This window comes from Streptomyces sp. NPDC045955, from assembly GCF_056430805.1.
Genome location: NZ_JBWKKY010000022.1, coordinates 95,189 through 120,216, shown reverse-complemented (window position 1 = coordinate 120,216; position 25,028 = coordinate 95,189). Strand labels below are relative to the sequence as shown.

The window sequence follows — 25,028 nt, the reverse complement described above, 5'->3', positions numbered from 1 at the left end:
CCGGGGGTCTGACGAAAAGCCAATATGGCACTCTGACCTGGTGGTCTGGACGTGTTGGCCGGCTGGCGGGGGCTTTCCGCGATGAGCGTTGACGGGCGGGACGAGTCGAGCGGTGACCGGGACGCCACAGCCGGCGGCCCGGTCCCGCCGCGGGTGCCGAGCCAGGGCGGACGCGCGGCCGTACCGCCGGGCGGGTATCCCGCCGACGGCTCGGTCCCTCGCCAGCGCGCCTGGCGCGAGGACAGCGTCCCGCCGCCGCCATGCGGGCTGCCGCCCTCCGACGCCGATCTCATCGACCGGATGCGCTCGGGCGACGACACGGCGTACGAGGAGCTGTTCCGGCGCCACGCGCAGGCCGTGCGCCGCTACGCCCGGACCTGCTGCCGTGACGCCCACACCGCCGACGACCTGACCGCCGAGGTCTTCGCCCGCATGCTCCAGGCGGTACGCGGCGGCTCCGGACCCGAGCACGCCGTACGCGCCTACCTGCTCACCTCCATCCGGCGCGTCGCCGCCTCCTGGACGCGGTCGGCGCGGCGGGAGCAGCTCGTCGACGACTTCGCGGTGTTCGCCGCCCAGTCCGCACGCGGCTCCTACGTGTCCGACGACGACACGCTCGACCTGGGCGCGGACGTGCGGGCGATGCACGACGCCGAGCGCTCCATGGCCATGCGGGCCTTCCGGTCGCTGCCGGAGCGGTGGCAGGCCGTGCTGTGGCACACGGAGGTCGAGGACGAGTCGCCCAGCGAGGTCGCCACGCTCTTCGGCCTGGACGCCAACGGCACGCGCGTGCTCGCCAGCCGGGCCCGCGAGGGCCTCAAGCAGGCCTACCTCCAGGCCCACGTCAGCGCCACGCTCACCGCCGACGAGGAATGCGCGCGCTACGCCGACCAACTCGGCACGTACGCCCGCGGCCGGCTGCGCACGCGCGCTGAGCGGGGGTTGCGCAAGCACCTGGAGGAGTGCGCTAAGTGCCGGCTGGCCGCGATGCAGATCGAGGAGGTCGCCGGCGGAATCCCCGCGGTGGTGCCCCTCGCGGTCATCGGCTGGGTCGGCGCCGCCGGGTACGCCAAGGCGGCCGGGCTCATCGCCGGTGGCGTGGGAGCGGGGGCGGCCGGAGCCGCGGGCGCCGCGGCGGGCGGGGGCTCGTCGGGCGGGTCGGCGGCGGGCGCCGGTTCGGCCGGTGGGACTGCGGGGAGCGGCTCGTCCGGTGGAGCCGGAGGCGGTGCGGCCTCCGAAGGGGTGGGCGCGCCGGTGAAGGCAGGTATCGCGGCCGGTGTGGTCGCCGTGGGCGCCATGGTCGTGGTGGCGCTGGCGCTGGCCGGCAACGAGAAGCCGAAGGACGAGGCGAGGCCGGCTCCCACCCCGACTTCGCCAGTGGTCCGGCCCGAGCCCACGCCCTCTCCTTCGCAGCGGGAACCCGGACCCCGGTCACCTTCGCAGCGGGAACCCGGGCCCCGGTCACCTTCGCAGCGGGAACCCGGACCGCGGTCACCGGCGATCGTGCCCGCGCGGGCCGAGACGCCGCCTCCGGCACCGACCCCCAGCACCAGCCCGTCGTCCGCACCCGCCCCGGCCCCGACACCGAAGCCCACCTCACCGCCCGCGCCCCCGAGGCCGACACCGCCCCCCAAGCCCACGCCCACGCCCACCCCGACACCCACACCCACGCCGACCCCGACCGAGAGGCCGCGTGACCCGACGGTTCCCGTCCAGATGAACCTCACCGGCCGCAGCACCGTACGGCTGGTGGTGGAACCGCACGGCGCCCTCGACAACCTGGCCCTCGCGGACTGGGCGCAGTCCAGGTTCACCTGCGGTTAGCGGCTTCCGGCCCGGTGGCGTACGCACTCCGCGCCTTCTCCAGCTCGCACAGGACGTCCTCCGCCGCGAGGGCCGCGCCCCGGGCGCGCTCCGACTGGCAGCGGGCAGGGCCCAGAGCGGCGCGTGCGGCTGCCCCGGCCCGTTCCACCTGGGCGTGCTCCGGCATGGGGCGGGGACGGCCGGCCCACCAGTGGTCGCCGGCGCCGAGCAGCCGTGCCGCGCGCGCGAAGTCGCCGAGCTCGGCCAGCAGTCCTGCCGCGTTGTCCACGACCGCGGCCCGGACCGTGTCGGAGCACCGCTTGTCCACGGCCTCGCGAAGCGCGCCGGTCAGCTTGGCCAGGGCGGCCCCCGGGCCGGACTCGCTCGCCGTGACCATGGCGTCCACCAGATCCAGCATCACCATGAACTGGGGCGGCGGCGTGCCGCGCGCGGCGTCCGCGCGCGCCATGTCGCACAGCTCCCGCGCCCGGGCGGTGTGCCCCTCCTCGGACGCCATCTGGGCCCGCAGCACCAGGACGAACGCCCTGGAGTCCGCCACGCCGTACCGGTCGGCCGCGGCGGTCGCCTCGTCCAGCCCCGCGAGCGCGGCCGGGCGGTCTCCCGCGCGGTAGGCGATCTCGGCGAGCCGGGCGATGAGGAACGGCGACTCGGCGTAGGCGCCCACCTCGTAGGCGAGCCGCAGCGCTTCCTCGTACTCCCCCTTGGCCTCCTCGAAGCGGCTGCGGGCCATGGCCGCCTCACCGGCCGCGCCGCACACCTGGGCCCGCAGCCAGCGGTCACCGGAGCGGCGGCTGAGGATCCGCAGCTCCGCGAGGTCGTCGTCCACGCCGTCCAGGCCACCGGGTCCGTCGACGACCATGTGCGTACGGAACATCAGGGCGACGGCTGTCTCCCAGTCCCCGCCGTGCACACGGCAGTTGGCGACGGCGGAGTCCATGACGGCCCGAAGGTCGCTGCGGTCGCCCAGGTAGGAGGAGATGATCGGGCAGACGATCCCCGGGATCCGGGCCGCCCGCGGGCCTCCCTCCTCGAAGTAGGCCCACACCCGCTCCACATACGGCCGCCGCTCGTCGACGAACGCCTGCATGGGCCCGGCCTCGGTCATGAAGAACATATGCAGCACGCGCAGATCCATCCGCAGGGCGTGCAGCGGATGCCCGGCCTCCCCGTCCGGCGCGGCGAGGAAGTGGTCGACGGGATCGGGCGGACCCGACTCCCCGCCGGACGGCACGAGCCCGGCTGCGGCGTCCCTCTCCACGCCCAGCCGCAGGATGCGGTCGAGCCACGCCAGGCCCTCGTGCCGGTAGTTGCGCAGCCACCAGAACCAGCCGATGGCCAGGACGAGGGCGCCGGCCTCTTCCTCGTCCCCGGCCGTCAGGGCCCGGTCGAGGGCCGCGCGGATGTTGTCGAGCTCGGTCTCCAGGCGGGAGATCCACGGCAGTTGCCCGGCGGAGCGCAGCAGCGGCTCCGCCTGCTGGACGAGTGCGCGCGCCCACGCCCGGTGCCGCCGCTCGGCCGCGGCACGCAGCTGCGGAGTCTCGGCTGCGCGCTCGACGGCGTACTCGTGGATGGTCTCCAGCAACCTGTACCGCATGCCGCCCGAGCCCTGCGAACCGTCCGGCTCACCGGGTGCCGCGACGACGAGGGACTTGTCGACGAGGGCCCCGAGCAGCTCGGCGGCCGGCCCGGTGCACACGGCCTCCGCCGCGGCCAGGTCCCAGCCGCCCGCGAACACGGACACCTCGCACAGCACCGTCCGCTCGGCCTCGTCGAGCAGGTCCCACGACCAGTCGACGACGGCCCGCAGGGTCTGCTGGCGGGGCAGGACCGTACGGCTCCCGGAGGTGAGGAGGCGGAAGCGGTCGTCGAGCCGGTCGGCGATCTGCCGGGGCGTGAGCAGCCGGAGCCGGGCCGCGGCCAGCTCGATGGCGAGCGGCAGCCCGTCCAGGCGGCGGCAGATCTCCGCCACGGCCCGCTCGTCACGGAGCACGGCGTCCGCGTCGGGACGCACGGCGGCGGCGCGCTCCGCGAACAGCCGGCGGGCGTGGTCCGGCGGCAGGGGCTCGACCGGGCGCACCAGTTCACCGGGCACGCCCAGGGGTTCACGGCTCGTGGCGAGGATCGTGAGCCCCGGGCAGCGGGTCAGCAGGGTCTCGGCGAGGTGGGCGGCGGCGCCGATGACATGCTCGCAGTTGTCAAGGATCAGCAGTTGGCTGCGCGGCGCGCAGTACTCCACGAGCAGGGCGACGGGGTCGTCCTGCAGGGCCGTCAGCTCACTGGTCATCAGCACGGTCTCACGCAGACCGAGCGCACTGACCACCGCTCCCGGCACCGCCTCCGGCCGGTCGAGCGGGGCGAGCTCGGCCAGCCACGCCTGCGGGAGCCCGGCGGCGGCTTCCTCGGCGAGACGGGTCTTTCCGGAGCCGCCCGGTCCGGTGAGGGTGACGAGGCGGGCCCTGTGCACGTCTGAACGGATGGCGTCGATCTCGGGTTCCCGGCCGACGAACGAGGTCAGGCGGGGACGGATGTTCCCCGTGCGCTCGGGCGGGGCGGGCGCCGGTCTCCCGCTCCTCGCGGCCGACGCGAGCAGCTCGGTGTGGAGGGCGCGGAGTTGGGGGCCGGGGTCGGTGCCGAGGCCCTCCGCGAGGGCGCGGCGGGCCGACTCGTACGCGGCGAGGGCGTCGGCCTCGCGGCCGGTGTCGCGCAGGGCGCGGATGAGGAGGGCGTGCAGCGGCTCGTCGTACGGGTGTACGGCGGTCAGTTCCCGCAGTTCCGGTACGACGTCCGGGGCGCGGCCGAGCCGTAGGCGGGCCTCGGCCCGGGCCCGGGTCGCCTCCAGGCGCGCGGCCTCCGGGCGGGTGGCGGCGGTGCGGTCGGGGAGGTCGGCGAGGGCGGGGCCGCGCCAGAGGGCGAGGGCGTCGTCGAGGTGGCGTTCCGCCAGGGCTGGGGCGTCGGCGGCGAGGGCGTCGGTGCCCTGCTGGAGGAGCCGTTCGAAGAGGAAGAGGTCGATGTCGTCCGGCGTGGCCGTGAGGCGGTAGCCGCCGGGGTCCGAGGTCACGGCGTCCTTGCCGAGGGCGCGGCGGAGGCGGCCGACGAGGGCCTGGAGCGCGGCGTGGGCGTCCTGGGGCGGGTCGTCCGTCCACACCTCGTCGATCAGCGTCTGGGGGGTGGTGACGCGGGAGGGGCGGAGGGCGAGGGCGGTGAGCAGGGCGCGGAGGCGGGGGCCGCCGACGGGTACGGCTGTGCCGTGCTCGTCCTCTGCCGTGGTGATGCCCAGGATTCTGTACCGCACCGGGTCATTGTCGCCCGGGTGGGTGCGAGGGCCGTGGGGTTTTCGGGGCCGGGTGTTACCGAGGCGGGGGGATCGCAGGCGTTGCACAACTCGGCGCTGCAAGGTGCCCGGCGTTGCGGCTTGGGCCGGGTAGGTCCGCAGCCGGCGTAGCGGGGTGCCGCTGCGCCCACCCGTGCCGCCTGGGGGCACCTCCCAGGCTCTTGAGGCACTGAGGGAGGCACGACTGCCCACAGCGACAGCCAAGCCCGACGGGGCCACGCAGCCCGGCGCTGCGCGGTGCCCGTCGCACACACCCAGCCCAGCGGCACGACTGCCCGCAGCCCGGCGGGAGCGACGGCCCGCAGCCCGGCGGTCTGCGGCTCAGCGGCACCGGCGGCCCGCAACGCGTGCGCGGTGCCCGTCGCACACACCCAGCCCAGCGGCACGACTGCCCGCAGCACGGCGGGAGCGACGGCCCGCAGCCCGGCGGTCTGCGGCTCAGCGGCACCGGCGGCCCGCAGCGCGGTGGTCTGCTCAGCCAAACCACCACCCGCCCGCACCCGCCAGCACCCGCCGACGGCGAGAAGGGGACCTGCCGCGGGGCGTCCGCCCGCAGCGGCTGGCACGTCAACACGAGTCAGTCGGTGTGAGGCCCCATCGCGCCGTTCCGAGGACGGACACCCCCGGCGCTGCCCCGACCCACCAGCCGGCCGCAGGCGCTACACGCGCCGCACCCCGGCGGCCCCCGCCCCCAACGCCCCCCGCTGCGGCGCGATCCCCGCCGGTACAGCCCGCTGGCGGGCCGGGGTGCCCGTCCAGCAGGTGCCGCGGCGGGACAGCAGGCGGCGGAGCCACAGTTCCAGGGAGACGAGGTCGGCGAGGCCGTCCAGGGGGAGGGGCTCGCCCGCCGCCGCGGAGCGGAGGGCCTTGCGGACCACCCGGGCTTCGACCAGCCCCGCCTCCGCCAGCAGCGGCGTGTCGAACAGGGCGATCAGGGAGTCCGCCGCCACCCTCAGCCCCGTACGCGCCGCGGCCGCCGCCGTCGCCTGGGTCGGGACGCCCCACCCGGGCGGCAGGTCCCGGACCCCGGCCCCTTCCAGCACCGTACGCAGGATCACCGCCCGCGCTCCCGGCCGCACCCGCAGCGCTTCGGGCAGCGCCCGCGCCGCGCGCACGACCTGGTTGTCGAGGAACGGCGCGTGCAGCCGCTGGAAGCGGATCTCCGCGGCCTGCTCCAGCACCCGCAGGTCCGCCGCATACCGCGCCAGCGCCGCACGCGCGCGGAAGTCACCCGGCCGCTGCCCCGGCCCCACCAGCTCCGACCGGTGCGTCGCCGCCTGAAGACGAACCGATACTTCGGCGAGCGCCTCACCGGTCAGCCAGCGCGCCGCCGGCCCGGGTCTCCCCCAGGTCAGCGCGGCGAGCGAGGCCTCCACCGCGCCCCCGGGGGTGTCCGGACCGTCGTCCGTACGGTGCTCGAGCAGGCGCTCGGCCAGGGATTCGAGCCCCGCCCGGTACGGCGTACGGGACAGCCGTCGCGCCGCCGCGTACACGCGCGCGGGGACCAGCACCGAGCCGTCCGTCCTGGCCAGCGCGGCGACCGGCCGCACCAGGTGGCGCCGCTTGCGGTCCATCAGCAGGTCGGCCAGCCGCGCGGGATGGGCGTCCAGGACCTGACGCGCGCCGTAGCCCGTGAAGTGGTCCGCGCTGCCGGCCGCGAGCCGCGCCCGGTGCCGGGCCGCCGTCACCAGGGACGCGCCCGGCTCGTCCGTCAGCGGGCCCTCCAGGTCGGCGTATGGAAGGGTGTCCTCGCCGCCGGCCACGACGACATGGTGCAGCCGCGGGTTCGCGGCCAGCGCGCCCGCCCGCTCCAGTTCGGCCTCCCGCCCTCCGACGGCCAGGTCGTTGAACGTGACCGCCAGCAGCCGCTCCCCCGCGCCCGTGCCGTGGCCCAGCACCGTGCCCGGCATCCCGGGCAGCCCCGCGGCCAGCAGTGCCAGCGTCCCCGAGGCCGGCCCGCCGGACAGGTCCGACCCGATCCCCGGTACCGGCATCCCGCGCGCGGCACGCCGCTCGGCGGGCCCCATGCCGGGCACGGGCCCGGGGTCGATGTCCGCCCCGGGGACGTGCCGCGGCGCGGACAGCCGGGTCCGTACGGCCTCCACGAGCGCGTCGCGCACGGCGTCGACCGCGCTGTCTGGGTCGGCCGAAGGGGCCGCCACCGCCAGCGAGGCGACCGGCTCGTACCCGGCGACCTCACGCGCCCCCGCGCGCAGGATCAGCGCATGCCCCGGCGGAATACGCTTCACGCCGTCGTACGGCGTGGAGTCGTGCAGCGCGGCGGGCACGTCGGGGGCGGCCAGCAGCGCGGCGAGGTGTCCGAAGTCGAGGTTGGCCTCGATGAGGTCGGCCAGCGGCAGCGCGGCCGTCGCATACGCCGTGCCGCCGGCCCAGGGGGTGTAGAACACCGGCCGCGCGCCCGCGAGGTCACCGCAGACGGTGACCCTCCGGCCGACCTGCACGATCGCGGTGTAACTCCCCGGCCAGGCGGTCAGATGCCGAAGTGCCCCGCCGCGCGCGGCGAACAGCGCGACGCGCAGCTGCTCGTCGGTGGCGCCGCAGATCCCGAGGACGGCGATGCGCGTCCGGTCGTCGGCCTTCACGACCCGCACCTCGTCGGGGCGCCAGTCGCCGACCGCCCACAGCGGATCGGGGTCGCCCCACAGGAGTTGGGAGCCCACCGGGTGCAGGGTCTCGCCATCGGGTCCCGTGGCCCCCGCCGCGCCGGCAGCGACGGCTCCCGCGGCGGTGCTGCTCCATCCCACCAACCACCGCATCGCCGCCTCCACAGGCTGTGGACAACCAGTGCACCGCACGAACCGGTTCACCATGCTGCCATGAAGGAAGCGTTCCAGAGTGCGCCCGCGCCGCTTGCGCTCCGCCGAACGCGCCCCGGCGGAGCCGCCCACGCCGGCCCGAGCACCCCCGAACACCCCCGAACACCTCTGGATCGGCAGCGAGGACGGCAGTGGAGACGGAAGGAGAAGACGGCGGCGGAGACGGCGAGAACAGAAGGGACGGCCAGGAGGCAAGACATGTCAGCGACACGTCACCAGTACGACTGCGGCGCGAATGCGCCCCCGATACACGCCCCGAATGCGCCCGGCGCGCCCTCAACTACCGTGGTAGGAGGCCTGATACCCCACCATCGACGGGGTCGATTCTCAGCCAAATCCCCATCCCGCGAACAGCGTCGAACACTCTCCGTACAGATCCCGCGGACCGCCGCGCTGTCGCGCAGTCCGGGAGACGGAGCACGCCTCCCGGACCGTTCCGCCGCCCGCGGGGATGAAGGCGGCGGTGTCCCCCAGCCCACTGGATCCAGTACAGCGGGCCGACCCACGCAACGACCATGGAACCGCTCCCGCGATGGCCGGAGAAGAGCGCACGGGCAGGCGCACGGCCACACACTGGGAGCACACCGCAACAGCCTGTATCTGAACCGCACTTCAGTACGGACCACAATCCCGCCAACCGGAACAATGCCCCTTAACGCTTGGGATGCGGCGAACTACGCTGGGTTTACGAATGCCGCGTGGTTATGCCAACGTCGGCAGCCGTCTGTGTCGAGGGGTGGCGCATGTCCAGGGAGCAACGCGGGCCGAACGAAAAACTCGGCGCCGTTCTCGCCCTCGCGGGAATCAGCAACGCAGGCCTCGCGCGGCGCGTCAACGATCTTGGCGCTCAGCGGGGACTGACGCTTCGCTATGACAAGACGTCGGTGGCGCGCTGGGTGTCGAAGGGCATGGTGCCGCAGGGTGCGGCGCCGCACCTGATCGCCGCCGCCATCGGTCAGAAGCTCGGCCGCCCGGTGCCGCTCCACGAGATCGGCCTGGCGGACGCGGACCCCGCGCCCGAAGTCGGCCTCGCCTTCCCGCGGGACGTCGGACAGGCGGTGAAGTCCGCGACGGAGCTGTACCGTCTCGACCTCGCGGGCCGCCGCGCCGGGGGCGGCATCTGGCAGTCGCTGGCCGGATCGTTCGCGGTGAGCGCGTACGCGACGCCCGCCTCACGATGGCTGATAACCCCGGCCGACAGTTCGGTCGCGCGAGACGTGGGCCCCGGCGAGGGCTCCGGCGCACCGCTCAAAGTCGGCCACAGCGATGTGCAGAAGCTGCGGGAGGCCGCCGAGGACGCGCGGCGCTGGGACTCCAAGTACGGCGGCGGCGACTGGCGTTCGTCGATGGTCCCCGAGTGCTTAAGGGTGGAGGCGGCTCCGCTGCTGCTCGGCTCCTACTCCGACGAGGTCGGCCGGGCCCTCTTCGGCGCCTCCGCCGAACTCACCCGGCTCGCGGGCTGGATGGCCTTCGACACGGGCCAGCAGGAAGCGGCCCAGCGCTACTACATCCAGGCCCTGCGCCTGGCCCGCGCGGCGGCGGACGTCCCCCTCGGGGGCTACGTCCTGGCCTCCATGTCCCTCCAGGCCACCTACCGCGGCTTCGGCGACGAGGGCGTGGACCTCGCCCAGGCCGCCCTCGAACGCAACCGCGGCCTGGCCACGGCCCGCACGATGAGCTTCTTCCGCCTCGTCGAGGCCCGGGCACACGCGCGTGCGGGTGACGCCCAGGCGGCCGGCGGCGCCCTGAAGGCGGCCGAGAGCTGGCTGGAGCGCGCCCGCCCCGGCGACAACGACCCGAGCTGGCTCGGCTTCTACTCCTACGACCGCTTCTGCGCCGACGCGGCCGAGTGCTACCGCGACCTCAAGGCACCCCGCCAGGTCCGCCGCTTCACGGAACAGGCCCTGTCGAAGCCCACCGAGGAGTTCGTCCGCTCGCACGGCCTGCGTCTGGTCGTCTCGGCGGTCGCCGAACTGGAGTCGGGAAACCTGGACGCGGCGTGCGAGCAGGGCGTGCGGGCGGTGGAGGTCGCCGGACGCATCTCCTCGGCCCGCACCACCGAGTACGTCAAGGACCTCCTGCACCGGCTGGAGCCGTACGGCGACGAGCCACGGGTGGTCGAGCTGCGTGAACGCGCACGGCCGCTGCTGATGGCTCCGGCGTAACCGGTCAGGCATGCCGCCGTCCCCGCGTTTGAATGCATTGTCAGTGGCGCAGTGCACTATCGAAGCGGGAGGTGGTGCGGGTGACGCGGGTGCCGGAGATCGCGTACGACTGTGACGTGCTGGTGATCGGCGGGGGGATCGTGGGCCTGTCGACGGCGTACGCGATCACACGCGCCGCACCGGGCACACGTGTCACGGTCCTGGAGAAGGAACCGGGCCCCGCCCGGCACCAGACGGGCCGCAACAGCGGCGTCATCCACAGCGGCATCTACTACCGCCCCGGCTCCCTCAAGGCGCGCTACGCGGTGAGAGGCGCGGCGGAGATGGTCAAGTTCTGCGCCGAGTACGGCATCCCGCACGCGGTCACCGGCAAGCTGATCGTCGCGACCGACCGCGCGGAGCTGCCCCGTCTGCACGCACTCGTGCAGCGCGGCCGGGAGAACGGCATTCCGGTCCGTGAACTGGGCGGATCCCAGATCGCGGAGTACGAGCCGGAGGTGCGGGGCCTCGCCGCGATACACGTCGGCACGACCGGCATCTGCGACTTCGTCGCGGTCGCCCGCCAGCTGGCCCACGGCTCGGGCGCGGAGATCCGCTACGGCACGCGGGTCGTGCGCGTCGACCGCCGCCCCGAGCGGGGCGTCGCCGTGCTCACGGCCAACGGGGACGTCGTGCGCGGACGGGTGCTGGTGAACTGCGCGGGCCTCCACAGCGACGAGATCGCCCGCCTGACCGGGGACGACCCGGACGTCCGGATCGTGCCGTTCCGGGGCGAGTACTACGAGCTGGCCCGGCCGGAGCTGGTGCGGGGCCTGGTGTATCCGGTCCCCGACCCTGCGTTCCCGTTCCTCGGGGTGCATCTCACGCGCGGGATCGACGGGGGTGTCCACATCGGGCCCAACGCGGTGCCGGCGCTGGCCCGCGAGGGGTACGGGTGGGGGACGGTCCGTGCGCGGGAGCTGGGGGCGACGCTGGCCTGGCCGGGCTCCTGGCGGATCGCCCGGCGGCACTGGCGGTACGGGGCGGGGGAGCTGCGGCGGTCGCTGTCCAAGGGGGCGTTCACGGAGGCGGTGCGGCGGTTGCTGCCCGGGGTGTCCGAGGACGACCTGGTGCCGACGGCGGCGGGGGTCCGGGCGCAGGCGGTACTGCGTGACGGCACGCTGGTGGACGACTTCCTGTTCCGCGAGGGCCCTCGCACGGTGCACGTGCTGAACGCGCCGTCTCCCGCGGCTACGGCGTCCTTGCCGATCGGCAGGGAGGTGGCACGCCGGGCACTGAGCGCGCTGTGAGGGTTTCGAGGTGCTCGGCGTCACCGCCGGGCCGGTTGTGGATGCCCGGCGTTCTCGCTGAGCCCGGGGCGTTGCGCAGCTCGGCACGGCGAGGTGCCGCTGCGCCCACCCGTGCCGCCCTGGCGGCATCTCCCAGGCCCTTAAGGCACTGGGGGAGGCACGGCTGCCCGCAGCGACGGCCGGCGGCAGCTGAGCCCCAGGGGGCCACGCAGCCCGGCGCTGCACGGTGCCCGCCGCACACACCCCGCCCAGCGGCACGAGCGCCCGCAGCTCAGCGGGAGCGACTGCCCGCAGCACGGCGGGAGCGGCGGGCTGGCCGCAGCCCGGCGATCTGCGGCTCAGCGGCACCGGCGGCCCGCAGCGCGGCGGCCTGCGGCAGCCAAACCACCACCCGCCCGCACCCGCCAGCACCCGCCGACGGCGAGAAGGGGACCTGCCGCGGGGCGTCCGCCCGCAGCGGCTGGCACGTCAACACGAGTCAGTCGATGTGGGGCCCCATCGCGCCGTTCCGAGGACGGACACCCCCGGCGCTGCCCCGACCCACCAGCCGGCCGCAGGCGCTACACGCACCCCACCGAGCAGCCACAGGCCGCCGCAGGCACACCATCCACCGGCGACCCCAGCGCGGCCGTAAAATCGGTCTCACTGTGTCTGACTCCGTGAATACCCCCGAAGCCCCCCGGCCGCCCGCCCCCGGTGCCTCCATCCGGCACAGTCGGGGCAAGGGTGAGCCGCGTTTTCCCGATGGGCCGAAGGCCGATCCCGCCGGGTCGCACTTCGAGCGGCGGATCCGGAGTTTCCAGCCGCGGCGGAGCCGGGTCACAGCCGGCCAGGCGGACGCGCTTCAGCGGCTGTGGCCCAAGTGGGGCCTCGACATCGACGGCAGCCGCACCCTCGACCTGTCCGACCTGTTCGGCAACGACAACCCCGTCGTCCTGGAGATCGGTTTCGGGATGGGCGAGGCCACCGCCCAGATGGCCGCCGCCGACCCCACCACCAACATCCTCGCCGTCGACGTCCACACCCCCGGCCAGGGCAACCTGCTCAATCTCGCCGACCGGAACGGCCTGTCCAACATCCGGGTCGGCAACGGCGACGCGATCATCCTCCTGCGCGAGATGCTCACCCCGGACTCCCTCGACGGCCTGCGCGTCTACTTCCCCGACCCCTGGCCCAAGAAGCGGCACCACAAGCGCCGGCTCATCCAGCCCGACTTCCTGACCCTCGCCGCCACCCGCCTCAGGCCCGGCGCGATCGTGCACTGCGCCACCGACTGGGAACCGTACGCCGAACAGATGCTCGACGTACTCACGGCACACTCCGCCTTCGAGAACACGCAGGCGGACGGAGGTTTCGCGCCCCGTCCCGACTTCCGTCCCCTGACCCGTTTCGAGGGCCAGGGACTGGACAAGGGACATGTCGTGAACGACCTCCTCTTCCGTCGCGTACAGCACGTGGACCAACCCCCCGCCGGCGCCTGACCGCACTCGCACCCGAACCCGCATCCCTCCCGCCTGCGGACAGCGCCCATCCGTCGTTAGGGTCAATGCCGTGGCCACCTGCCCCCCACACACGTCGTATCCCAGCGTTCCCCCCAGCGGCCCCACCACCGGCGCGCCCTTCACCGGCGCACCCGCCGCCCCCCTGCGACACGCCCATTGGTGGCAGCGCACATGGGTGCGCTACGGCGCGCTGACCACGCTGCTCGCGATATCCGGCCTCGTCATCCTCGCCCTGGTCCGCGAAGAGACCGGCACGGAAGGGTTCCTGGTCGGGCTGGGGCTCGCCACGCTCCCGGTGCCCCTGCTCATAGCCTCGTTCCGCTGGCTGGACCGGGTCGAACCGGGCCCCTGGCGGAACCTGCTGTTCTGCTTCGCCTGGGGAGCCTGCGCGGCGGCGCTGATAGCGATCGTCGCCAACAGCTTCGCGACCCGATGGATAGCGACGGCCACGGCGGATCCCTCCAGCGCGGACACGCTCGGCGCGACCGTCATAGCGCCGGTGGTCGAGGAGATCGCCAAGGCGGCGGCCGTCTTACTGGTCTTCCTCTTCCGTCGCCGCGACTTCACCGGCATCCTCGACGGAGTCGTCACAGCCGGCGTCACCGCCACCGGCTTCGCGTTCACGGAGAACATCCTCTACCTGGGCACCGCCTTCGGCACCGACCAGCTCACCGGCGGCACCGGCATCGCCTCCGTCACGGCGGCGACCTTCTTCGTGCGCATCATCATGTCGCCGTTCGCGCACCCGCTCTTCACCGTCCTCACCGGCATCGGCTTCGGCGTCTCCGCCCTCGCGGCGGACCGCCAGCACATCCGCCGGGTCGCCTTCCCGCTCTCGGGGCTGCTGCTCGCGATGGGCCTGCACGCGATGTGGAACGGCTCGTCCTCGTTCGGCGAGTACGGGTTCTTCGCCGTGTACGCGGCGTTCATGGTGCCCCTCTTCGGGCTGCTGACGTGGCTGGTGATCTGGACACGGCAGCGGGAGCTGAAGACCGTACGGGCGGAGCTGCCCGCCTACGCCTCGGCCGGGTGGCTGTCCCCGGTCGAGCCGTATGCCCTCGGCTCCATGCGGGCCCGGCGGATCGCCCGCCAGTACGCCCGCCGCCACGCGGGCCGGGCGGCGGCACGGGACGTCGCGCGCTACGAGGCGTACGCGACGTCCCTGGCGTTCCTGCGGCACCGGGGCCGGCGCGGCCGCGCCGGTGCCGACTTCGTCGTACGGGAACGGGAACTGCTGGACGAACTGTGGCGCCGCCGCGAGACGGCCCGTCCCGCGCTGGACTACGCCGCGCGCATCACGGCCCCTCCGGTACCGGTGGCGGCCCCGCCCTGGCCGGTGCACGGGGCGTACGGGTACGGCCATCCGACGACACCGGCGCCGTACCCTGCCTACTCCGCGTACACGACTCCGTACGCCGCACACAACCCGTACCGGTCGTAGCCGACCCCCGAGTCCCCCGGTTGTCGGAACCGCTCAGGCCGAAGCCTCAGTGAGCCGCCCGACCTCCGCCTCGGTGAGCGTCAGCTCCCCGACCCCGATCAGCGCGGGCAGCTGCTCCACCGTCCGCGCGGAGGCGATCGGCGCCACCACCGTCGGCTGGGCCGCGAGCCAGGCGAGGGCGACCGTGGCGACGGGGACGTCGTGGGCCGCGGCGATCTCGTCGAGGGCGTCGAGGACCCGGCGACCACGCTCGGTCTGAAGGTGCTGGGCGGCACCGCCCGCCCGCGCGCTGTCGACGGTCGTACCGGGCCGGTACTTGCCGGTCAGGAAGCCGGACGCGAGCGCGTAGTACGGGACGGCCGCCAGGCCGGTCCGCGCGGCGAGGTCCTGGAGCTCGCCCTCGTAAGTGTCGCGGGAGACCAGGTTGTAGTGGGGCTGGAGGGCCACGTACCGGGCGAGCCCCTCACGGTCGGAGAACTCCAGGGAGGCCCGCAGCCGCTCCGGGGAGATGTTGGAGGCGGCGATGTACCGCACCTTCCCGGCCGTGACGAGTTCGTCGAGCGCGCCGATGATCTCCTCCACCGGCACGTCGGGCTTGTCGTAGTGGGTGTAGTACAGGTCGATGTAGTCGGTGCCGAGGCGCCGCAGGGAGGCGTCGGCGGCGGCCTTGATGTTGGCGGCGGACAGGCCCTGGAACTCGGGGTGCTGGCTGACCTTCGTGGCGACGACGACGTCCGCGCGGTTGCCGCGTGACGTCAGCCACTTGCCGAGCACGGTCTCGGACTCGCCGCCCTGGTTGCCGTCCGCCCACGCCGAGTAGACGTCGGCCGAGTCGACGAAGTTGCCGCCGGCGGCGGTGTACGCGTCGAGGACGGCGAACGACTGTGCCTCGTCCGCGGTCCAGCCGAAGACGTTGCCGCCGAGGGCGAGCGGGAAGACCTCGAGGTCGGAGGAGCCGAGCTTGCGAAGAGAAGTCATGTTCCGTGTCAACGGCCGTGCGGGGGAGGCTGATTCCACGGCTGACGCGAAACTCCCGTAAACGGCCTCGCACGAAACCCCCGCAAGGAACCCCGCACGAGACCGGAGACGCCGCCGTCGCTCAGACGTTCAGGCCCTTGCCCCGCAGCCACGCGAGCGGGTCGATGCCGTTGCTGGACCCACCGGTGTGGACCTCGAGGTGCAGATGCGCACCGGTGACGTTGCCGGTCGCGCCCACGCGGCCGATGACGTCGCCCGTGCTGACCTTCTGGCCGACGCTGACGCCGATGGACGACTGGTGCGCGTACCAGATCTCCGTGCCGTCATCGAGGGTCAGGACGGTCTTGTAGCCGTACGAGCCGTTCCAGCCCGCCTCGGTGATGGTGCCGCTGTGCACCGCCTTGATCGGCGTGCCCGTGGGGGCGGCGAAGTCGAGGCCGGTGTGGTAGCCGGAGGACCAGTAGGCGCCGGCCTGACCGAAGGTCGAGGTGATGGTGTACGCGGAGGTCGGCAGCGTGTACTGCTTGGCGAGGGCGGCGAGCCGCTCGGCCTCGGCCTTCTTCCGGGCCTCCTCCTCCGCCTTCTTCTTGGCTTCGGCGGCCTTGGCCTTGGCTTCCTGCTCGGCCTTGGCGGCGGCCTCCGCGGCCGCCTTCCGGGCGGCTTCGGCGGCGTCCTGCGCGGCCTTGGTCTCGATCTGCTCCTGCTGGTGCTCGACCTGCGCCATGATCCGGGCGCGCAGTGCCTCACCGGCGCCGGAGGTGCCCTGCTCGGTGTCGGTGGACGCCGTGGCGAGGTCGCTGAGCGGGGTGGCGGAGCCTTCGGGGGTGTCGTCGTCCGAGATGAGGGAACCCACCGAGGGAAGGTCCGCAACGGAGATCGACACGGGCGGCTTGCCGGTCTGGGCGCTGGCCATGCCGCCCGCGCCCACGGCGGCGATGACGCCGACGCCGAGGACGGTGGAGCTGCGCGCGAGGCCTCCGCCGCGCTGCTTGGTGACGCGATGCCGGCCACGGATGGGGCGGATGGACTCCGCGGTGGGGTTCCATTCCTGGAACGGGCCCTCGTCGGTGTGGTGACCGCCGTAGCCGAAAGTTTCGGTGTCGCGCTGGTTCGGCGCGGACGGGGCCGCGGGGGCAGGCCGGTTGGACGCCACGTGGGCGTACTCCTTTCCTTCCTTCTCGCCTACCGGGTTAGCTGACGGGTTCGGAGCAGGAAGGTCTCCTACGCGCGTATACCGGCCGTGCTTCCACGGCGGCATCCGCCCGATTCACCCCAAGTGGTGGTTCCCCGGTTCCTTTTCAGGATTCGGCGCGTGCGCACGGAGCCGCCTTCTGTGACGGCTGGGACGACCGCGCTGCGTTATCGAACGTTAATAGAAGCGCGGTGGGTATTCCAGCGATTCCGCTTGATCATTAACCTTTTTCACGCGGACCAACCTCCCACGACCGGCCCAAAACGGGCGAGTTGACCGCCACGCAAGTGACTCACGGGCTTTGACGGTGCGTCAGTTGTCATGCGGAGCGGCTTGATTCACTCACCGACAGTAATGAAGAACCCAGGAAAACACCGAGGGCCGGAACCCTTTCGGATTCCGGCCCTCGGCCTTCAGTAGCGGGGACAGGATTTGAACCTGCGACCTCTGGGTTATGAGCCCAGCGAGCTACCGAGCTGCTCCACCCCGCGTCGTTGTGACTCCAGTGTACGCCATCCGCGGGACCGCTCGCGCACACCCGGTGCTCAGCGGCCCGGGTCGCCCGTCCGCGCTGTCGTAGCGGCCCTGGAGGCAGCGCGACCCGCGAGGCGGCCAGGCCGCAGGATCCGTTGGGCCGATCGGCCCGAGCTCAGTGCGTCAGGTGGCGGTTCGGGGCCTTGGCGCGCTCCTCGTGCTCCGGGAGGACGAGGACCTCCACTCCCCCGGCCGCCAGCAGGCCACTGCCGTCGGCGTCCGCCACGAAGGTGTCCGGCTCGCGCCAGGCCGTGACCACGCGTCGTACGCCCGCGTCGAGGATCAGCCGGGCGCAGGGTGCGGGGCGGGAGGCCCGGCGGGCGCAGGGCTCCAGGCTGCTGTAGACCGTCGCGCCGGCGAGCCTGGGGTCGGCCGGGTCGAGCTTGGCCAGGGCCGCCTCCTCGGCGTGCACGAGCGGGTCGCCGCCCTCACGGGAGTGGCCGCGGGCCAGTTCGGTGCCGTCGGCCGCGACGACCACCGCGCCGACACTGAACGCCGTGTCCGACGGCGGGCACTGTGCGGCCAGTTCGCAGGCGAGGGCCAGCCAGTGGTGATCGGCGGCGGCGGGCAGGGGGCCGGTGCCGGGGGCGGTCGGCTCGTAGCGCATGAGGACCACGTCCTCGATCCGCCGGGTCTCCAGCAGCCGGAGCCGGCCGGACTGGTAGCCGCCGGGCCCGAAGAGGCGGGGTGCCCCGGGGTCGCCGACGAAGAGGGGGGCGAGGACCAGCTGGAGTTCGTCGGCCAGGCCCTGCGTGAGGAGCTGGGTGTGGATCAGGCCGCCACCCTCGACCATGAGGCGTCGTACACCCCGGACGTCGTGCAGGTGGGTGAGGAGGCGCCGCCAGTCGAGGTCGGCGCCGAGCGGGACGACGTCGGTGGCATCAGGAGCAGCGCCGTCGGTGGCATCGGTGGCGAGGCCGAGGGCACGGGCGCGTTCGGCGCCCTTGTCGGTGGTGTAGAGGACCTTCTGGCCGCCGGTGTGCCAGAACTGTGCCGCCGGGTCGAGGTCACCGGAGCCGCTGACCGTGACCTTGAGGGGGTACTCCGGCAGGCCGGCTGCCGTGCGGGCGGCTCGCCGCTCGGGTGAGTTGACCAGCAGGCGCGGGTTGTCGGCGCGGACGGTGCCGGCGCCGATCAGGATGGCGTCGACGGACGCCCGGACCTCGTCGACCCGGTCGAAGTCGGCCGGGCTGGACAGGAGCAGGCGTTCGGGGCCGGTGTCGTCCAGATAGCCGTCGAGGGAGACGGCGGCGGACAGCAGGACGTACGGGTGGGGCATCGACGCTCCCGGCTCGTGGAAACTCGTGGCGGACGGCGGACGGCGGACTGACGGAACGGCGGACTGACGGGCGGGCTTGGTTCAAGTTTGAAACAAACCTACACTGGGTGCATGACGACTCGCTGGCTCACCCCCGAGGAGCAACGCGCCTGGCGCGCGTACATCGCCGCCTCCTTGCTCCTGGAGGACGCGATCGACCGGCAGCTCCAGCAGGACGCCGGCATGCCGCACCTGTACTACTCCATCCTGTCGGTCCTGTCGGAGTCCCCGGAGCGGCGGCTGCGCATGACCGATCTCGCCGAGCGGCTGAAGATCACGCGCAGCCGGCTGACGTACGCGGTGACACGGCTGGAGAAGGACGGCATGGTGCGGCGCGAGGCCTGCCGGTCCGACAAGCGGGGCAGCATCGCGGCGCTGACGGACGACGGGTTCGCCGTACTGGACCGGGCGGCGCCCGGGCATGTCGAGACCGTACGGAGCTTCCTGTTCGACCGGCTCAGCGAGGAGCAGGTGGGGCAGCTGGAGGAGATCTCCACGGCGATCGTGCAGGGACTCCAGGAGGACGGGACGCGGCCGGCGTCGGACGACGTGCCGTGGCGAAGGAGGTCCTCCACGGCCTGTTCGTGACCCACATCACGACACACCCGCATACCGGCGCTTCTCGTTGCTTCAAATTTAAAGCAAGGGTAGGGTTCCGGACGTGGATCTGCTTCAAATCTGAAGCAGACTGCACGCCGACGGCTGTGCAGCCGAACAGGAACGGAACCCGGAGGCCCCGCATGCCCGACACCCCCGCTGTCCTCGCCACCCCGCGCTCCCGCGTCCGGGTCCCGCTGCGCTTCCACGACGGCTACGAGGTCGACGCCGAAGTCGTCACCTTCCACGGCCTGGCCGACGGCCAGGAGCACGTGGCCGTCGTCCTGGGCGAGCCCGGGCCGGTTCCGCTGGTGCGGCTGCACTCCGAGTGCCTGACCGGGGACGTGTTCGGCTCGGCCCGCTGCGACTGCGGCCCGCAGCTGCGCGAGGCCGTCGAGCGCATAGCCGAGCGCGGCGGCGTGCTCCTCTACCTCCGTCAGGAGGGCCGGGGCATCGGCCTCTACAACAAGCTCGACGCGTACGCCCTCCAGGACGAGGGCCTCGACACCTACGAGGCGAACGCGGCCCTGGGTCTGCCGGAGGACGCCCGCGACTACACGGCGGCGGCCCAGATGCTCCGGGCCCTGGGCGTCGGGGAACTGGACCTGCTCTCCAACAATCCCGACAAGGCCGCCCAGCTGCGCGACCTGGGCGTGGCCGTCCGCGACCGCGTCCCGACGGGCGTCTTCACCACCGCGCACAACGTCCGGTACCTGCGCGCGAAGGTCCTCCAGACCCAGCACACGCTGCCGCTCGCCGCGCTGACGGGGCTCAGCGCGGGCTGAGCCTCCCGGCCCGGCCGGGCGCGTGAACGGGGCGGCTTGCCCCTCGGCTCATCGGGTACAGCCTTTGAAAGAGGGCGACCTCTGCAGTACCCGGAGCTTATGGAAAGTGACCGTTTCGTGACCGATCTCGGCGGCCCCGGCGACCCCCGGGCGAGGAGACGGGGCGATGGCCCGGAGGCCGTGGCGGCACAGATCGCCGACGCCGTGGAGAGCTTGACGGCTCTGTGGTCGGTCGCCGCCCAGGACGCGTCCCTACGGCTGTCCCTGCACCAGTTGCGGGCACTGCGCACCCTGGAGGCGGCGCCCGGCCTGAACCTGACGGCCCTGGCGGACCGGCTCGATATCGGCCTCCCTACGGCCAGCCGCCTCTGCGACCGCCTGGCGGCGGCCGGCCTCCTGGAACGCGCCCCGCACCCGGACACCCGACGCGAGGTGCAGCTGTGGCTCACCGCGCACGGGCAGCACGTCCTGGGCGACGTCGCCGGCCGCCGGGCACGGGCCCTGACCACGGCACTGGCGGCGATGGAACCGGCGGAACGGGTGGCGCTGAGCCAGGGGTTGCGGGGGTTTCTGGCGGCACGGGGCGGCACGGGGATCCCGCGCGCCGACGGGGTCGAGCGGGGTGAGGGGAGCGAGCGGGACACCGGGACCGACCGGGATGACGGGACCGACCAGCACGCTGGAACCGACCGGGACACCGGGACCACCCGGGACACAGGAACCGACCGGGACACCCGAACCACCCGCGACACAGGAACCGACCGCGACACCCGAACCACCCGCGACACAGGAACCGACCGCGACACCGGGACCACCCGCGACACCGGGACCACCCGCGACACAGGGACCACCCGCGACACCGGGACCACCCGAGACACCGGGACCACCCGCGACACCGGGACCACCCGAGACACCGGGACCACCCGAGACACCGGAACCGACACGTCCGCCCCGACTCACCGGACCGACCCGGCCCCCACCACCGACCCGACCGGCGGACCGTAACGCCGTGACAACGGCAGGTCCGCCCCTCAACCCCCCGAGCCCTGACGGCTCCCGCCGCCCCCGCCCCCGCCCCCGCCCAGCACCGCCACACACGTGTCGTCCCGCACCGGGCGGGCCGCGCTGCCCGCGTCGCGGAGGACCACCGCGGCCACCACAGTCGGGTCGCAGCCGAGGAGCACGCCGTCGTCGGGGGGCGTCCAGCGGCCGGGCAGGCCGTCGCTGTGCAGGACGAGCAGGCTGTCGTCCTGCCACGGCACCCGCTGCACGGACACGGACGCCGGGGCCTGCGCGCCCACGATGCCGGGCTGGGACAGCATCGCCTTCCAGGTGCCGTCGGTGCGCAGCCGGGCGCCGACGTTGCCGATCCCGGCGAAGTGCAACCGCCCTGCCCCCAGATCCAGTTGGGCCACGGCGACGGCCGCGCCCCGGGTGCGGCGCAGGGACCGGCCCAGATGCCGCAGCATCTCGGCGGGCGGCCGGTCGGCCACGTCGCGCAACGCGGCCACGGCGGCGCCCGACGCCTCCGCGGCCTTGGGTCCGTGACCGAGCCCGTCGGCGAGCAGGAGGGTCAGGCGGTCGCCGGCGCAGGCCCGGCTCCAGGCGTCGCCGGAGTACTCGGCCCGGCCGAGGGGGACGTTGACGCCACCGGCGCGCGGCCCCCGCGGGGCCGTCCGGTACCGGCCGGCGGGGGGTTCGTGGTCGATACGGGCCATGGCCACGGTGCCCCGGCCGGGGGCGCTGTGCAGGTCGAAGTCGTTCGCTATGCGCCGGCACGTGCCAAGGCCGGCGCCCAGGGAGGCCGCGGTCGTGTAGCCGTCGCGCATCGCCGCCGCGACGTCCGGGATGCCCGGGCCGTGGTCGAGCGCGACGAGTTGCACGGACAGCCGCCGGCCGTCGGCGGGTGCGTTCTCGACGAGGTTGATGAGGACGTACCCGCCGTCCGCGTGCCGCACCAGGTTGGTCGCCAGCTCCGTCGCCACCAGCGCGGCGGTCGCGATGCGGTGCGGGCCGAGCCCGGCGCACGCGCCGGCCGCCTCGGCCGCGACCCGGACGTCCCGCACCCGGGTCGAGTCGTCGACCGGCACGTCCCACACCCTGCTCATCACGACCCCGGCCGGGCCGGCGGCACGACCGTGGCCCAGGCGGTGACGGTGACGGTGGTCCCCTCACCGGGCCGGCTGTCCACCTCGAACTCCTGGACCAGCCGCTTGGCCCCGCTCAGGCCGAGTCCGAGCCCGCCGCCGCTGGTGTAGCCGTCGGTCATCGCCCGGTCCAGGTCGCGGATACCGGGTCCGTTGTCCACGAAGGCCAGCCGCAGGCCGGGCGACGGTCCGCTGTCCAGCGGGGTGATCTCCACATGGCCACCCCCGCCGTGGACGAGGGTGTTGCGGGCCAGCTCACTGGCGGCGGTGACGAGCTTGGTCTGCTGCACCAGTCCGAAACCGAGCTCGGCGGCGGTCTGCCGGACCTGCTGCCGTACCCAGGCCAGGTCGGCGTCCGAGCCGATCGGCAGGCTGGCCGGGGCGGCATGGCGGGAGGCCCGCATCATGGACTCCCCTCGCCCTGCCGCTCACCCGCGGTGAGCAGCTCCATCGCGCGTTCGACATCCAGGGCCGTCCGCAGTCCGGGCAGGGTGAGCCCCAGCTCGACCAGCGTGATCGCCACCGCGGGGCGCATCCCGGCCAACACGGTACGGGCGGCCAGCAGTCCGGCTCCGGCGGCGATCTCGGCGAGGACCCGCCCCAGGAAGGAGTCGACGATGTCCACGCCGGAGATGTCGATGACCACGCCGGTCACCCGGGTGTGCGCGATGCGGTCGGTGATGTCCTGCTGGAGCTGCTCGGCCATCCCGTCGTGCAGTTCACCCTGGAGGGTGACCAGCAGGATGTCGCCCAGCCGGAGGACCGGAACCGTGAAGCCGTGCCCGCCGATGGGCCCGGCGACCGAGGACCCGGCGACCGGGGGCCCGGATCCGGCGGGCCCGTTCCCCGAGGGGCCGGTCACCGCGCGCCCGCGCTGTCCGCCCGCAGCGGCGCGATCTCGACGCCCTGCCGGCTGAGCGCGTAGGCCAGGGCGTCCGCCAGGCTCGCGCGGGTGAGCACCGTACCGAGGTCGATGCCCAGCTGGACGATGGTCTGCGCGATCGCGGGCCGGATGCCGGAGACGATGCACTCGGCGCCCATCAGCCGGGCCGCGGCCACCGTCTTCATCAGGTGCTGGGCGACCAGCGAGTCGACCGTGGGCACACCGGTGATGTCGAGGATGGCGAACCGGGCGCGCTCGGCGACGATCGCGTCCAGCAGGCTCTCCATGACCACCTGGCTGCGCGCGCTGTCCAGCGTGCCGATCAGCGGTACGGCGACGGTGCTCTCCCAGAGTTTGATCACCGGGGTGGCCACTTCGTGCAGCTGCTCGCGCTGCCGTGCGATCACCTCCTCGCCCGCGCTGACCGTCGTCTCCAGGACGACCAGGCGCAGCGTGCCCATCAGCACGGTGAGCGCCAGCACGCACTCCTGGGCCTCGGGGGCGTAGGGGTCGGGGAACTCGGCGCGCAGCAGCTCGGTCACCGGTTCGCGCAGGGCGGCCACCTCGTCGGCGAGCCCGTCCGTGTCGATGCCCATGCGGGCGCGGGAGGCCGCCATCCGCCCCAACTGGTCGCGCACCGCCGCGAATCCGGAGGCCCGGATGTCGTCCGGCCGCCCCGCCGCCGCCACCGCGGCCAGCGCCGCCGCCACGGACCTGCCCGCCTCCACGGCCTCGTCGCGGGACACGGTGAAGACGGTGCGGAACAGCGCTGCGTCCGCCCACCGTTGGGCGACCTGCTCCCGGCGCCGTTCGAGAAAGGCACTCACCCGCTGCGCGGCCGGCTCTCGTTCCGCGTTCTCTTCCGACACCGACACTTGCATCGCTCCCTTGCACGGGCCTGACCGAGGTCGCGTTGCGGCACCTCAGCCATTACTTGCTGTATGACAAACATTAGGGCCGGCGTACGGCTCCACCAAACAGTCGCTCACCCACACCCCTTGGCCTCCGCCTTCCCCGGCCCCTCGCGCCCACGCCAATCCAGGCACACCACCAGGGCGTCGTCGTCCGGGACGGACCTGCCGCGGTGGCCGGACAGTTCGCGCAGGACGGCCCGGGGTACCTCGGCGGCCGGGAGCAGCCGGGTCGACTGGATCGCCCGGGCCAGGGCCGCGTCCCCGTACGCCTCACCGCCCGGGGAGGCGACGTCGTACACCCCGTCGCTGACGAAGACCAGCCGGTCGCCGGGCTCGACCGCGAACTCCTGGGCCACGTAGTCGGTCTCCTCGAACATGCCGAGCGGCAGCTGGGCGTCGAAGGGCACCCGCTCCACCGCGCCCCGGCGCAGCCGCAGCAGCCGCGGGGAACCGGCGTCCACCGCCCGGACCCGCCCGGTGGCCAGCTCGATGTCCAGCATGAGCACGGACAGGTAGCAGCGGCCCCGGTAGTGGGCGTACACCGCCTGGTCGGCCAGCGCCGCCTGGTCGGCGAGGGGGAGACCGGCCCGGCGCGCGTTGCGCAGTGCGTTGATCGCCAGGTTCGTCAGCAGGGAGGCCTCTATGCCCTCGCCCATGCCGTTGGTGACGTAGAGACTGAGCCGGTCGGCCGTGGCGGACCAGTCGAAGTTGTCGCCGAAGACCGCGTACGCCGGTTCCAGCTGGGCGCCCAGCTCGTACTCGGGGCGGACGCAGGAGCGGCCCGGCAGCAACTGCCACTGCATCTCGGCGGCCAGCGTGAGCCGGTCCCTGCGGCGTGCCTGGAGGTACAGGTCGGTGTCCCGCTCGGCCACGACGATCTCGTGCCCGAGCACCTCGGCGATCTCGGCCAGTTCGCCGATGCGGCCGTCGGCGTGCTCGCCGCCCGGCAGGGTCACCGTCAGCACGCCGAGGCGGTCGCCGCGCACGGTGACCGGCAGATGCACGCGGACGAGGTCACCCGAGAGGGTTTCCGCGTACGGCTCCTGCGCGCCGAAGGCCCGGCCCGCCGGGCTGTTGGCGACGGACACCGGCTGCAGGGTGTGCGGCAGCACGGACACCGGCTGAAGCACCGTCAGTCCGTAGTCGGCCAGGTACAGCTCGACGGAGTCCGCCGCGTACTGATCGGTCAGTACACGACGGACCGCGTCCAGCAGTTGATGGGGCGCCGCCGTGCGCAGGGCGCGCTCGGCGGCGACGAGTCTGTTCACGATCGTCATCACGATGGTCGAAG

17 protein-coding genes, 1 tRNA gene, 1 pseudogene and 1 riboswitch are annotated in these 25,028 nt (G+C 73.7%); of the genes and pseudogenes, 8 read left to right on the top strand and 11 right to left on the bottom strand.

What is annotated here, in order from left to right:
• Positions 1 to 81 precede the first annotated feature (81 nt).
• A complete protein-coding gene (locus AC07F0_RS33420) occupies positions 82 to 1,824 on the top strand; it encodes a sigma-70 family RNA polymerase sigma factor (protein WP_478983686.1) in 1,743 nt (580 codons plus the stop codon).
• On the opposite strand, the gene AC07F0_RS33415 is transcribed toward AC07F0_RS33420, so the two are convergent.
• Both AC07F0_RS33415 and AC07F0_RS33410 read right to left on the bottom strand, forming a co-directional pair.
• A complete protein-coding gene (locus AC07F0_RS33415) occupies positions 1,811 to 5,116 on the bottom strand; it encodes an AfsR/SARP family transcriptional regulator (protein WP_478983685.1) in 3,306 nt (1,101 codons plus the stop codon). The genes AC07F0_RS33420 and AC07F0_RS33415 overlap by 14 nt on opposite strands.
• 698 nt (positions 5,117 to 5,814) lie before the next feature.
• Positions 5,815 to 7,932, bottom strand: coding sequence for an asparagine synthase-related protein (locus AC07F0_RS33410; protein WP_478983684.1), 2,118 nt, complete (start codon positions 7,930 to 7,932; stop codon positions 5,815 to 5,817).
• A gap of 803 nt (positions 7,933 to 8,735) precedes the next feature.
• Between AC07F0_RS33410 and AC07F0_RS33405 the strand changes: the two genes are divergently transcribed.
• From AC07F0_RS33405 to AC07F0_RS33390, 4 genes are all read left to right on the top strand, one after another.
• Complete coding sequence (locus tag AC07F0_RS33405) at positions 8,736 to 10,157, top strand: NsdA family TPR-like regulatory protein (RefSeq protein ID WP_037667410.1); 1,422 nt, start codon at positions 8,736 to 8,738, stop codon at positions 10,155 to 10,157.
• A gap of 32 nt (positions 10,158 to 10,189) precedes the next feature.
• A complete protein-coding gene (lhgO, locus tag AC07F0_RS33400; RefSeq protein ID WP_436731559.1) occupies positions 10,190 to 11,446 on the top strand; it encodes an L-2-hydroxyglutarate oxidase in 1,257 nt (418 codons plus the stop codon).
• A gap of 647 nt (positions 11,447 to 12,093) precedes the next feature.
• On the top strand, positions 12,094 to 12,927 hold the full coding sequence (trmB, locus tag AC07F0_RS33395) for a tRNA (guanosine(46)-N7)-methyltransferase TrmB (RefSeq protein ID WP_478983683.1): 834 nt from the start codon (positions 12,094 to 12,096) through the stop codon (positions 12,925 to 12,927).
• A gap of 70 nt (positions 12,928 to 12,997) precedes the next feature.
• Positions 12,998 to 14,389 carry a PrsW family intramembrane metalloprotease gene (locus tag AC07F0_RS33390; protein WP_478983682.1) on the top strand — a complete coding sequence of 464 codons (1,392 nt, stop codon included), beginning with the start codon at positions 12,998 to 13,000 and terminating at the stop codon, positions 14,387 to 14,389.
• Positions 14,390 to 14,422: 33 nt separating this feature from the next.
• Here AC07F0_RS33390 and AC07F0_RS33385 read toward each other — a convergent pair whose 3' ends face one another.
• The 4 genes from AC07F0_RS33385 to AC07F0_RS33370 all read right to left on the bottom strand — a co-directional run bounded on the left by AC07F0_RS33385 (position 14,423) and on the right by AC07F0_RS33370 (position 18,372).
• On the bottom strand, positions 14,423 to 15,367 hold the full coding sequence (locus tag AC07F0_RS33385; protein ID WP_478983680.1) for an aldo/keto reductase: 945 nt from the start codon (positions 15,365 to 15,367) through the stop codon (positions 14,423 to 14,425).
• A 121-nt stretch (positions 15,368 to 15,488) separates the two neighbouring features.
• Positions 15,489 to 16,520, bottom strand: coding sequence for a M23 family metallopeptidase (locus tag AC07F0_RS33380; RefSeq protein ID WP_436731449.1), 1,032 nt, complete (start codon positions 16,518 to 16,520; stop codon positions 15,489 to 15,491).
• Between the two features lie 11 nt (positions 16,521 to 16,531).
• Positions 16,532 to 16,688: riboswitch (cyclic di-AMP (ydaO/yuaA leader) on the bottom strand.
• A gap of 288 nt (positions 16,689 to 16,976) precedes the next feature.
• Positions 16,977 to 17,050: transfer RNA gene (locus AC07F0_RS33375), tRNA-Met, on the bottom strand.
• A gap of 158 nt (positions 17,051 to 17,208) precedes the next feature.
• Positions 17,209 to 18,372 (bottom strand): dihydrofolate reductase family protein, encoded by a 1,164-nt coding sequence (locus AC07F0_RS33370; protein WP_478983679.1) that lies wholly within the window; start codon positions 18,370 to 18,372, stop codon positions 17,209 to 17,211.
• 111 nt (positions 18,373 to 18,483) lie between these two features.
• Here AC07F0_RS33370 and AC07F0_RS33365 point away from each other — a divergent pair, with 111 nt between their 5' ends.
• From AC07F0_RS33365 to AC07F0_RS33355, 3 genes and pseudogenes are all read left to right on the top strand, one after another.
• Complete coding sequence (locus AC07F0_RS33365; RefSeq protein WP_478983678.1) at positions 18,484 to 18,999, top strand: MarR family winged helix-turn-helix transcriptional regulator; 516 nt, start codon at positions 18,484 to 18,486, stop codon at positions 18,997 to 18,999.
• A gap of 152 nt (positions 19,000 to 19,151) precedes the next feature.
• A complete protein-coding gene (locus tag AC07F0_RS33360; protein ID WP_306965690.1) occupies positions 19,152 to 19,793 on the top strand; it encodes a GTP cyclohydrolase II in 642 nt (213 codons plus the stop codon).
• 117 nt (positions 19,794 to 19,910) lie between these two features.
• Positions 19,911 to 20,399: pseudogene (locus AC07F0_RS33355) on the top strand (MarR family winged helix-turn-helix transcriptional regulator); the annotation flags it as partial.
• Between the two features lie 425 nt (positions 20,400 to 20,824).
• Here the strand turns inward: AC07F0_RS33355 and AC07F0_RS33350 are convergent.
• The 5 genes from AC07F0_RS33350 to AC07F0_RS33330 form a co-directional block, all read right to left on the bottom strand.
• Positions 20,825 to 21,901: a SpoIIE family protein phosphatase gene (locus AC07F0_RS33350; RefSeq protein ID WP_478983677.1), complete on the bottom strand. Its 1,077-nt coding sequence runs from the start codon at positions 21,899 to 21,901 to the stop codon at positions 20,825 to 20,827.
• The gene (locus AC07F0_RS33345) at positions 21,901 to 22,344 is read right to left on the bottom strand and encodes an anti-sigma regulatory factor (RefSeq protein WP_478983697.1); all 444 of its coding nucleotides are present in this window, start codon (positions 22,342 to 22,344) and stop codon (positions 21,901 to 21,903) included. Before AC07F0_RS33345 ends, AC07F0_RS33350 begins: the two co-directional genes overlap by 1 nt.
• Complete coding sequence (locus tag AC07F0_RS33340) at positions 22,344 to 22,730, bottom strand: STAS domain-containing protein (protein WP_356928504.1); 387 nt, start codon at positions 22,728 to 22,730, stop codon at positions 22,344 to 22,346. The genes AC07F0_RS33345 and AC07F0_RS33340 overlap by 1 nt, the downstream gene beginning before the upstream one ends.
• Positions 22,731 to 22,798: 68 nt before the next feature.
• Positions 22,799 to 23,704, bottom strand: a complete 906-nt coding sequence (locus AC07F0_RS33335) for an STAS domain-containing protein (protein WP_478983676.1) — start codon at positions 23,702 to 23,704, stop codon at positions 22,799 to 22,801.
• Positions 23,705 to 23,808: 104 nt separating this feature from the next.
• Positions 23,809 to 25,014: a PP2C family protein-serine/threonine phosphatase gene (locus AC07F0_RS33330; RefSeq protein ID WP_478983675.1), complete on the bottom strand. Its 1,206-nt coding sequence runs from the start codon at positions 25,012 to 25,014 to the stop codon at positions 23,809 to 23,811.
• Positions 25,015 to 25,028 lie beyond the last annotated feature (14 nt).